The sequence below is a fragment of the Actinomycetes bacterium genome (assembly GCA_036000965.1).
In the GTDB taxonomy this organism is placed as follows: Bacteria; Actinomycetota; CALGFH01; order CALGFH01; family CALGFH01; genus DASYUT01.
The window spans coordinates 1-8,766 of record DASYUT010000100.1 but is presented as its reverse complement, the minus strand read 5'-3'; the positions used below and the strand labels follow the sequence as shown (position 1 = coordinate 8,766).

General features: G+C 70.6%; 10 protein-coding genes. 6 read left to right on the top strand and 4 right to left on the bottom strand.

Annotated elements, in window-relative coordinates:
* Positions 1-232: 232 nt before the first annotated feature.
* Positions 233-1,543, top strand: coding sequence for a MobF family relaxase (gene mobF, locus VG276_07650; protein HEV8649267.1), 1,311 nt, complete (start codon positions 233-235; stop codon positions 1,541-1,543).
* Positions 1,544-1,583: 40 nt separating this feature from the next.
* Positions 1,584-1,886, top strand: coding sequence for an antibiotic biosynthesis monooxygenase (locus VG276_07645; protein HEV8649266.1), 303 nt, complete (start codon positions 1,584-1,586; stop codon positions 1,884-1,886).
* Positions 1,887-1,964: 78 nt separating this feature from the next.
* On the opposite strand, the gene VG276_07640 is transcribed toward VG276_07645, so the two are convergent.
* Both VG276_07640 and VG276_07635 read right to left on the bottom strand, forming a co-directional pair.
* Complete coding sequence (locus tag VG276_07640; GenBank protein HEV8649265.1) at positions 1,965-2,285, bottom strand: hypothetical protein; 321 nt, start codon at positions 2,283-2,285, stop codon at positions 1,965-1,967.
* Between the two features lie 5 nt (positions 2,286-2,290).
* Positions 2,291-2,848: a hypothetical protein gene (locus tag VG276_07635; GenBank protein HEV8649264.1), complete on the bottom strand. Its 558-nt coding sequence runs from the start codon at positions 2,846-2,848 to the stop codon at positions 2,291-2,293.
* Between the two features lie 106 nt (positions 2,849-2,954).
* Between VG276_07635 and VG276_07630 the strand changes: the two genes are divergently transcribed.
* Complete coding sequence (locus VG276_07630; GenBank protein ID HEV8649263.1) at positions 2,955-3,392, top strand: VOC family protein; 438 nt, start codon at positions 2,955-2,957, stop codon at positions 3,390-3,392.
* 168 nt (positions 3,393-3,560) lie between these two features.
* Here VG276_07630 and VG276_07625 read toward each other — a convergent pair whose 3' ends face one another.
* On the bottom strand, positions 3,561-5,330 hold the full coding sequence (locus tag VG276_07625; protein ID HEV8649262.1) for an MOSC and FAD-binding oxidoreductase domain-containing protein: 1,770 nt from the start codon (positions 5,328-5,330) through the stop codon (positions 3,561-3,563).
* A 279-nt stretch (positions 5,331-5,609) separates the two neighbouring features.
* Positions 5,610-6,059 carry a class I SAM-dependent methyltransferase gene (locus VG276_07620; protein ID HEV8649261.1) on the bottom strand — a complete coding sequence of 150 codons (450 nt, stop codon included), beginning with the start codon at positions 6,057-6,059 and terminating at the stop codon, positions 5,610-5,612.
* 474 nt (positions 6,060-6,533) lie between these two features.
* On the opposite strand from VG276_07620, the gene VG276_07615 reads away from it, so the two are divergent.
* The 3 genes from VG276_07615 to VG276_07605 form a co-directional block, all read left to right on the top strand.
* On the top strand, positions 6,534-7,472 hold the full coding sequence (locus VG276_07615; protein ID HEV8649260.1) for a hypothetical protein: 939 nt from the start codon (positions 6,534-6,536) through the stop codon (positions 7,470-7,472).
* Between the two features lie 117 nt (positions 7,473-7,589).
* Positions 7,590-8,096: a hypothetical protein gene (locus VG276_07610; GenBank protein HEV8649259.1), complete on the top strand. Its 507-nt coding sequence runs from the start codon at positions 7,590-7,592 to the stop codon at positions 8,094-8,096.
* 256 nt (positions 8,097-8,352) lie between these two features.
* A partial coding sequence (locus VG276_07605) for a DUF3455 domain-containing protein (protein HEV8649258.1) occupies positions 8,353-8,766 on the top strand: 414 nt, incomplete at its 3' end.

Sequence of the window (8,766 nt, the reverse complement as noted above, 5' to 3'; positions counted from 1 at the left end):
ATCCCAATCGCATCACGCTCAGCAATCCATCAACCCGATCCGCCACCAGCCCTCCAAGCCACCCCAACCTCATAACGCATTCCAACCCCACCTCCTCTCTTCCCCACCATCCCACCCATCTCCGTACCGCTTTTCCGCCCTCCCCTCGTGCTACACTCACCCCTAATTCCAAGGCACTACACATCCGCATCTGCGATGCACGCGTGCGCGGTGGCCCGGGGAGGAGCGAGGGTTGGCGCTGCCGGTGAAGGCGCTCAAGGTCGGCCAGGAGAACTACTGGCTGGACCAGATCGCCCGCGACCACGAGGAGTACTTCTCCGGCCACGGCGAGTCCCCCGGCCGCTATGTGGGGCTGCTGCCCGAGCAGAGCGGCTGCACCGGGGAGGCCTCAGCCGAGCAGGTCCGGGCGATGTTCCGCGGCCAAGACCCCCGCACCGGCGCGCAGCGGGTCGCGCCGGTCTGGCGCGCCGACCCGCGCTCCAAGCTCCCCGCCGCCCCCGCCCTTGACGCCCTCAAGGCCCGGGCAGCGGAGCAGGGCGTGGAGGACCTCGAGGGGCTGGCGGGGTCGAAGGCGCTGGCCGCCGACGTCCGCGCGGTGCAGGCCGCGGGCCGGCCCGGGCGGGCCCACAAGGTGAAGGTGGAGACCGTCGAGCGCATCTGCCGCAAGGTCCTGGGTATCGACCCCCACGAGATGTATTGGGAGGCGTTCGACGAAGCATCGAAGCATGCCGGGAAGCGGGTGGATGCGCGGGTGGCCGCGTTTGACCACTGCTTCTCCGATCCCAAGAGCGTGAGCCTGCTGGCCGCCGCCGGCGGCGACGCCCGCCGCCGTGAGGTCGTTGCGGCCCGCGACGTCGGCCTCCAAAGCGCCTTGCGGTGTCTGCAGGCGCATGGGGTGGGGGTGCGCCGCGGGCACAACGGGACCGAGCGCTGCCGGGGTGCGGGGGTGTTCGCGGTCGCGTTCGATCACCGCATGAGCCGGGCGGGGGAGCCTGACGCCCACACCCACGTGCTGGTCCAGAACGCCACCGTCGGCCCGGACGGCCGCTGGACCGCGCTGGATTCTGATTGGCTGTACGCCCACCTGATGGCGGCTGATCACCCCTACCACGCGGTCGAGCGGGCCGAGCTCACCCGCCGCCTGCAGGTGCGCTGGGGGCCGGTGGATGCGCGCTCCGGCGCCGCGGAGATCGTGGGGTTGGATGCGCGGGCGCTGATTGAGCGGTTCTCCACCCGGCGGGCGGAGGTGCTGGACTGGCTCGATGAGCATGAGCTCGAGGGCATCGAGGCCAGCAGCGCCGCGGCGGCCGCCACCCGCCAGCCCAAGCCTCCATCAACCCCAGGGCAGTTCAGAGGGGGGCTGCGTGCCGACGCGGACATCGAGGCGCTTGTGACCGCCACGATGGCGGCGGTCCAGGGTGGGCTTGTGCTCACGCAGGCACGGCGCGACCCGGCCCAGCTCGCCTGCGCGCTCGACGCCGCCTATTCGCACCTGCGCGCGCAGCGGGCAAGCACGAGGCCGGCAAGCTTGGCCGCGCACTGAGCGTCCGGCGGCGATGCCGCCCACCCAAGGGAGGTAGGACGTGGTCACGGTCGGCCTGCTTGTTCGCCTCGAGGCGAAGCCGGGCAGGGAAGACGAGGTAGCCAGGTTTCTCGAAGGAGCGCCACCGCTGGTTGGACAGGAGCCCGCAGCGATCGCGTGGTTCGCGCTCCGGCTTGGACCTTCGACGTTCGGCATCGTCGATGTCCTCCCTGACGATGCCGGGCGCAAGGCGCATCTGTCGGGTGCCGTCGCAGCGGCGCTGATGGAGCGTGCGCCAGAGCTGTTCGCGGAGCCGCCCGCGATCCAGGAACTCGAGGTGCTTGCGGCCAAGCTGCCTCGATAGCCGGCCGTTCGCTCGAAGGCTGCCACCCTGGCTCGTCGCGGTCGCGCCCGGCAACCGGAGCGGTCGCTGAAGTCGAAGTCAACCAAACACGGGCCGCCTTCCTGAGTCCTGCGTATCTGGGCGCTGCGCACGGCGGGCCTTGTGTGGGCCCGCCGGCGCAGCGAGCAGGTCGCCGCCGTTGCGGAACGCGTCGATCAGGCCGATGTTTTGGGCGCTGGCGTCCTCGGAGACATGCCCGTCCTTCGCCGGGTGCACAAACCCCTGCGCCTGCTTGTTGTCGGCGCCGGTCTGGCCGTTGATGAAGCCGAACAGCCGCTCGCGGGCGGAGCCGAGGAAGTCGTCGCCGTCGTTGTAGGCCGCCTGGTCCAGCGCGGGCACCAAGGTCGAGCGCTCCAGCACCGCGGTCAGGGGCTGCCCGCGGTGCTGATGTACACGATCGGCTGGCCGGCGTCGAAGCCCTTGACGAGCAGCAGGTCCACCCACGACTCCAGAAACTGGCCGGGCGGGGAGGGAGGGGCGAGGTGGACGCCGAGGACCCGGTCGCCGGTGTTGGTGTGGTGGACGACGTCGAAGGGGCCGTCGCCGGTCGCCACGATCGGCGCGCTGTAGACGACCTGCGATCCCGCGATGCGGATGAACGGGCTGTAGCCCGGTCCGGCCACCGCGCCGGGCTGGAAGCGAGCGAGCGGGAAGCCGCCTGGCCCCGGCTCGGCGATGCGGGTGGGGCTGAAGTCCGGCGCGCCCTGGAAGTTGACGACGGCCTGCCCGAACCGGTTCTGCGCCGGTGTCGGGGACTGGAGGGTCACCGTCTGCACGCAGGCCTGGCAGCCGATCGCCAGGTTGGCGAGCTTGGGGGCGTAGTTGACGCCCAGGTCATGCGCCAATCCGGCGTCGGAGGCGTCCAGCAGCACAAACCAGACCGTCTTGCCGTCCGCCTCGCCTCGGTAGAGCGGCAGGCGCACGCTCTCCTTGGTCAGATCGACCTGGATTGCGTTTCTCCCGGTGTCGTCAGCCTCGCATGCGCCTCTGCGCCGCAGCTGAGGAGCCTGAGCCGCGTAGACTGTGACCATGTCCAACCGACCCGAGGGAGCTGAACGCTGGCCCGAGCATCTTCCGGTCGGCGCGTTACGCGTCGGGCGTTCAAGCGCCCACTACGACCAGGCAGTCCGGTTCTACCGCGACCTGGTCGGGCTGCCGGTGCTCGACAGCTTTGCGGCAAGCTACGGCGAGGACGGCACGATCTTCGGCCTCCCCGACACCTCCGTGCAACTGGAGATCGTCCGGTCGACTGAGCCGGTTGTCAGGGTCGATCGCATCGATACGCTGGTGTTTTACCTGCCCGACGCGGCGGCGCAGGAGCGGTTGATCGCGAGGATGGCGGCTGCCGGTGTGGAGCCGACGTCGCAGCACCCCTACTGGCACGCGAACGGCGGCGTGACCTACCAAGATCCGGACGGGCGCGAGGTCGTGGTCGTGTCGTGGGTCTACGGGCGCGACCGGACCTGACAGAGCCCTGGTTGCCGCCTGGCCGCGAATAGCAGTTCGAAGCTTGCCTCGATCCGGTCGGCGGCACGCCAGCGGTGTCCGCGATGGGTGCGGAATGGCCCTGGCCGTGTCATGCGCGACCGCCGTGTGATGGGTGGCGACCACGCCTGTCGGCTTAGGGTCGAGGTGTCACAGGTCCAGGACGAGGTCGCCTCGGGGTTGGGCGCAGCAGATCAGCGCGTTGCCGCCCGCCGGTGCGTCGATCGGCTCGGGCGAATAGACGACGTCGCCGGACAGCAGGCCAGTTTCGCAGGTGTGGCAGACGCCGGTGCGGCACGACCAGCGGACGGGCACGCTGCAAGCCTCGGCGAGCTCGAGCAGGCTCGCATACCCGGGGTCCCAGTTGACGGTGAGGCCGCTGCGCGCGAAGGCGACGGGCGCTCCCGGCCCGGGCACGCCCGCGGGCGGGTGCGGGGATCGTGCGGGGACGGCGGTCACGCCGGGGGTCAAGGCCGACTCCGCAGCAAACAGCTCCGTGCGCACATGGGAGGGATCCAGGCCCAACCTGACCAGGGCCGCGGGCAGGTCCCGCAGGAAGGCGGGCGGGCCGCACAGGTAGGCGTCGGCGGTCCGGGGAACACCGAGACGACCCAGGAGGTCGGCCGACAACCGGCCGGCGGTTGCGTAGTCGACGCCCTGCCGGTCATCGGGTGTGGGGCTGCTGTAGCAGACGTGCCCGTGCGCGTTTGGCAGCTGCGCCAGCAGGGCACGGCTCTCCCGCGCGAACGGGTGCTCGGCGCGGTTGCGTGCCCCGTGCAGCCACCACACCGCACGCGTGGCGTGCTCGGCGGCGAGCGCATGCAGCATCGCCAGAACAGGGGTGGCGCCGATACCGGCGGACAGCAGCAGCACCGGTGCGTCGCCGCTGGCCAGGGTGAAGGTGCCCCGTGGCGCCGCGACGTCGAGGGTGTCGCCGGCGCGGACGCGGGTGCGCAGATAGCTGCCGGCGGCACCGTGCGGCTCCTGCTTCACGCTGATCCGGTACGCCGCGGCGCCAGGCCGGCCCGACAGCGAGTAGCTGCGGATCAACGGCGGGCCGCCAGCGTCCGGGCGCAACCGCACGGCGAGGAACTGCCCGGGCAGCGGCGCCGGCAGCGGCGCGCCGTCGGTGGCGGCCAGCCGCAGCGAGAACACGCTGCGGCTCTCCGCGTCGATACCGACGACCCGCAGCGGCCGAAACCCGTCCCAGGCCGGTGGTGGGCTGCCCGCGGCCGCGGTCAGCCCCGGATTCCCGGCCGGCTTGCCCTGGTCGCCGTCGGCCTGGTCGAGCAGCGCCTGCAGGGAGGTCTTCCATCCCGGGCTGAGCGCTGGGATGCGCAGCGCGCGGGCGAGCTGCGGGCGGGGGTGGCCCGGCAGGTACAGCAGCGCGCTGATCTCCGCGACGGTCATGGCCTCCGGGCCGGCGGCGAGCTTGATGATCTCGTTGCCGGCCTCGACCCGGCCTTCGGTGAGGACCCGCAGGTAGAACCCCGGCCGCCGGTGGGCCACCAGCAGGGCGGCCATCCGCGGCTCGTGCATCCGCAAACCCACCCGGTAGCAGGTGACGCGCGGCTGGGTGACCTCGAAGACCGCGTCGCCGATCCGGTACCGGTCGCCGATGCACACCTCGTCGTCGGGCAACCCGTCAACGGTGAAGTTCTCACCGAACTGCCCGTAGACGAAATCGTCGCGGCCAAGGTGGGCTTGCCAGAAGCGGTAGGAGTCGATCTGGTAGACGAGCACCGCGCGGTGCTCGCCGCCGTGGCCGGCGAGATCGCCTTGGCCGTCCCCGTCGATGTTCAGCCGGCGCACAACCTGCGGGCCAGTGACGGCATGCTTCCACACGCTGGTGTGCACCGTCGCGCCGCGCCAGGACACGTCTTGCGGCAGGCCGACATTCACGGCCAGCAACGTGGGCATCCCGCCACCTCCTTTGTGGACACTCCCCACCTTCTCGCTGGACCAGTGACCGGGCGACGGTGTTGGTTCGGCGCGGATGTGTGGTCGGTGGACGTCGATCCGGGGATCTGTCTCAAGCGGCGAGCAAGGTGTTACATCGTCGATCAATCACCGGCGACGGTCGGCGGCCCTGGCCGCAGGGGCCGCTCGCGGAACACGCGCACCTGCTCGTCCAGCCCACGCCACAGCCGCGAGACCTTGTCCGACGCGGTCGACCAGGACCCACCAAGGGGAGCACCGTCATCTCGCAGCCATGATCATTCGTCCCAGGCAGCCCGTCCAGGGCGGCCATCCGACGCCAAGCACCGGGCAAGTGCCCCCGGCTACGCCGAGAGTGATCGGGCGGCCAGGTGACCAAGAGGCAGGAGCAGTCGAGCAAGCACCAGGCGCCTGCTGCACGACCTCCTGGCCGCAGCCGGGCCGCGATCTGGCGCAGCGCCGCCCGCCGGTCGGGCAGGTAGCAGGCGGCGTCCAGGCAGATCGCCGCGTCGGAGGGTGCCTGGAAGGGCGGCTCGGCAAGCTCGTCGAGGTGCATGACGTCGTGCTGGACGAACCGCAGGGTGGGCCGGCGCCCGCCGCGAGCCAGCGGCGGGCGTGGGCGAGCTGACCAGCTGACAGGTCGACGCCGACCACCGCCGCGGTGGTGTGGTCGGCCAGCCACGCCGACAGCGCGCCACCGCCGCAGGCCACGTCCAGGATGCGCCGCGCCGCGGTCCCCCGATCGCCTCCAGCTAGCGCTCGTGGGTGCGCTGGTAGGCGGCGGCCAGGTCGGCGGGGTCGTCGCCCGGTTCGAACACGGCCAGGTGGAAGTACTCGCCCCAGTAGGCGTAGTAGAGCTCGGCCAGGGCGTCAAACCCGGCCGGCAGGTTCTCGCGGTAGTGCTGGCGGGCCTGAGGCTGCGGCGCCCGGCCGAACCGGCTGCGGCATCTCGGCGTTGCTCATGGTCGCGCTCCTCTCCCAGGCGGTTCCCACCGTCGGGAGCGGGTCGCTCTCCGGTACGCCGGTGGCAATGCCGTGAACGGTAAGGAGCGGTCATGCCGCGAGCATCGGGCGATACTCCCAGATTCCAGGCGGGAGCACCCCAATCTCCTGGCCCCGGATGCCTAGGAGGGTCGCCGGCAAGAAATAGGGCTTCCCGGCGACGCGGCATTGGCGCATTGTCCGATGCCAGGGCCGCCGCCGCGCCGTAGGGTGCTCACACAGGAGCGGCCGATCGGGCTGCCGTCTCAACCGCCGCTCGGGCCGCTTGGGACTCAGAAGGTCCAAGCGCATGTTCCAGAGGAGCGCGACTTGCACGCATCCAGGAAGACCGCCGCGGCGCACGAGAAGCCCACCGCGAGCGTCCTCAGCCAACGACGACGACACCCGAGCCGGCGGGTCTCGATGAAGTCGACCCACGAGAGTAGCTACGAGCGGCCGACTCGTTCGGCTGGGCACCGGCCGTCTGGCGCGCCGCGCTTGATGCGCCTCGGATGGTCCGTCGCTGGCCTGGCAGCACTCGCCCTTGTTGCCGCCGCTTGCACAGGTGGCGGCTCCTCATCCTCCGGTGCTGGCTCGTATGGCGCGGCTCCGACCACATCGAGCGGCCTGCCGTCGGCTGCGATCGTCGACCTCCGCGGCTCCAAGCTGGGACAGACCCTCGTCGACGGTCAGGGACACACGCTCTACCTGTTCGAGGCCGACCAGGCAGGGAAGTCGGCGTGCAACGGCGCATGCACCAGCGCGTGGCCGCCGTACCTGAGCAACGGTACCCCGCATGCCGGGACCGGCGTGACCGGTGCCCTGCTCGGAACGAGCGTCCGCGGCGCCGGCGGTACCCAGGTGACCTACCATGGTCACCCGCTCTACTACTACGCCGGTGACAGCCGGCCGGGGACGCCGCAGGGCAGGGGCTGGACCAGTTCGGCGCCAAGTGGTACGTCCTGGCCCCGAGCGGCAACAAGATCGACACCGACTAATGGGGGTACATGCATGAGGTGGTTCATCGGTTTCAACCGCCTGCTGCCAGCCTCGGCATTCGTGAAGGTCCCGGCGCGATGTGAGCTACGACGAGGCAACCCGGTCGGCGTTCTCCTGTCCGTCTGGACAGACGCTCGTGCTTGATGTTCAGAAGCTGACTTCGCGAGCGCAGCAGGCGCTGCGTCTCCGGCTGCGTGGGCCAGCGATTCCCTGTCACAGGAAGGAAGGGCTTGGAAGATGAAGGTAAAGGTCATTGCGCTGGTGCCGGCGGTGCTGGCAGCGGCCGTGCTCCTGCTTGCGGCGCCCGCGTCGGCGGCGCCCGGCAACATCGGCTTCGGGTTCAACGCGACCGGCATTAGCGGCTTCCCAACCGGTGCCGCCACGCTCACGGGCGGCGGCTCGTACAACCCCGGGACGGGCTTCGCCAAGTCGGCTGGCGGCTTTCGATGCACCAGCGACGTCGGCCAGGGCCCGCTGGCCGGCTGTCTCACCGGCCAAGGCGTCCGCTGGGACACCGTCGAGCTGCGGGCAAGCACGACCTTCAAGTGCACTGGGTCAGCGGCGGAGCCCCTGAAGACCGCAAGCACCAATGAGACCACGGTGGTGCTCCTCGCGGACTTCTACCGCGCCGGTGACGGTATCGACGAGTCCTTCACCGCGCAGATGATCGTCTCCGCCGACGACATCGCACCCGACGTCGCCGGGATCCAGAACGTCTGGATTCAGGGCGTCGGCTGTGCCTCGGCGATCGCGAACTTCAGCTCCTGACGGCGACCCGGAAGGAGGAGTTCATAGAAACGATCGAACAGTCGGAGCAGCTGACCGGCCGTCGTGCCTTCCCGCTGAAGGGCCATGGCGCGGGGCGGGAACGATCGGCGCCGGACCATCACCGAGCCTATCGGGCGAACAGGACAGGCAGCGGCCCGAGGACGCCCTCGGCCCGAGCCCCGGCTGCCGGTGCTCGAGCGCCACGGGCACACCGGCGGAACGCTCGGGCTCGAACCAACCATTCGGGGGTAACTGCATGAGGTGGTTCATCGGTTTCAACCGCCTGCTGCTAGCGGGGATCGTCGCTGCCGCGGCGGTGTTGTCGCTGACGCAGGCGGCCCAGGCCGGACCGCCGCCGCCGGTGGTTCCGAGCAAGATCCAGGTTGGTGCCGGCAACAAGGTCTTCCTGGTCGGTCACGGGGTCGGCGTCCAGATCTACTCGTGCAATGGTGTTGTCTGGGGGTTCGTCGCGCCCCGGGCGAATCTGTACGACGACCACGGCAAGCTCATCATCACCCACTTCGGCGGGCCAACGTGGCAGGCCACCGACGGCAGCAGGGTCGTGGGCCAGCTCGTGGACTCCGTCACCGTCGATGCCACCGCCATCCCATGGCTGCTGCTGTCCGCTTCGACAACCGCCGGTCCTGACGGCGACCGGCTGGTGGCCACG

What these genes read in the sequence shown, in the direction of transcription:
- VG276_07630 (HEV8649263.1), top strand. Translation starts at nt 2,955, where the DNA reads ATGTCCAACCGACCCGAGGGAGCTGAACGCTGGCCCGAGCATCTTCCG.
- VG276_07625 (HEV8649262.1), bottom strand. Translation starts at nt 5,330, where the DNA reads ATGCCCACGTTGCTGGCCGTGAATGTCGGCCTGCCGCAAGACGTGTCC.
- VG276_07615 (HEV8649260.1), top strand. Translation starts at nt 6,534, where the DNA reads ATGCCAGGGCCGCCGCCGCGCCGTAGGGTGCTCACACAGGAGCGGCCG.